This window comes from Microcystis sp. M53603_WE2, from assembly GCF_030065435.1.
Genome location: NZ_JASJFF010000708.1, coordinates 1 through 1,284 on the forward strand (window position 1 = coordinate 1; position 1,284 = coordinate 1,284).

The 1,284-nt window shown below is 43.7% G+C and carries 2 protein-coding genes; both read left to right on the top strand.

Going from position 1 to position 1,284, the window contains the following annotated elements; genetic code table 11:
• On the top strand, window positions 1-356 hold a 356-nt coding region (locus tag PX481_RS15235; protein WP_288094889.1), incomplete at its 5' end, for a DUF4351 domain-containing protein.
• A gap of 210 nt (window positions 357-566) precedes the next feature.
• Complete coding sequence (locus tag PX481_RS15240; protein ID WP_002757702.1) at window positions 567-1,007, top strand: MFS transporter; 441 nt, start codon at window positions 567-569, stop codon at window positions 1,005-1,007.
• Window positions 1,008-1,284: the final 277 nt, after the last annotated feature.

Here is a 1,284-nt window from a genome sequence, read left to right on the forward strand (position 1 = left end):
AACAAAGCAATCTGGCCGCATCTACCGCCATCCTAGCTGGGTCAGTATTAAACAAAGACATCATTCAACGATTATTGAGGAAAGACATCATGAAAGAATCTGTTATCTATCAAGAAATCTGGTCGGAAGGTTTACAAGAGGGACGACAAGAGGGACGACAAGAGGGACGACAAGAGGGAGAAGCTAACCTCGTTTTACGTCTATTAAATCGCCGTATAGGTAGCATCTCTCCTGAATTATCGCCCAAGATCCGAAATCTTGACCTAGAACAGTTAGAAAACTTAGGCGAAGCTTTGTTAGATTTTCAGTCATTACAAGATTTAGAACAATGGCTCGAAAATTGCCAAATAAATTAAGTACAAGAGAACTAAGTCTCCAGTCTATTCCCTCGGCACAGGGTAGCTGCAAGCATTTGGCTATCCTTTTCTTGAGCTTGTGATACACTAACCAGAAATCTATCAATTTTCCCCCTGTGAGGAGAATAGTCCTGTAATACTAGCAGAACTTGTCAAAAACTTCGTTGGGGAAGGTGTCACTTATAAATTTTTCTCTCTTAACCCTCTCTGGTGCCACCGGGGGCGATCGGGCGGCTGTCAAGTTGGGGGTCGGGGTTGGGCTATCTGGGAGGAATTGCCTGTTATCTGTTGTTTTGGTTGGTACAATCAAGCCATCGCTTCGATCAATTGCTAGAGTATCGACTGGCTTTTGTGATCGTCGGATTATGGCTGCTCTTTCTTTCTCTCCCGGCTCTAGCTTGGTTGCCTCATCAGTCGCAACCGCCCACCATTCCCCTTTCTCGGTTAATTCGCCAATCCTACCATCAGGTCTGGCATACGCTGGGCTATTTTAGGCAAAACCAAGAGATTTTTAAGTTCTTAGTCGTATTTTATTTGATTTCCGATGGAATTGTAACCCTGAATAATTTTTTGGGCATCTATCTCAATCAGGAGTTTGGGTTAAGCGTTGCTCAAATCTTGCATTTAGGACTTTTATTTAGGGTCTGCTGAAAAAGTTTTTCCTGGGGGTAGGAGTCAGGAGTCAGGAGTCGGTCGTTTCAGGCTTTGTTGCCCTTGTTTTTTGTACCAAGCGATGTACCACAAGAAGGATAATGCAAGGTTTTTGAAAGTCCCAATCCTATTTTCGCAGCACTAACATCGGACTTTAACAGGTCAAAAGCCTTATTTTAAAAGGGTTTTACCATTATTCAGCAAGCCCTAAGTAGATTGAAGGCCTAACGACATCTAGGGGTGCTACCCAGTGCCTTCGGCATCGCACTTTAACCCA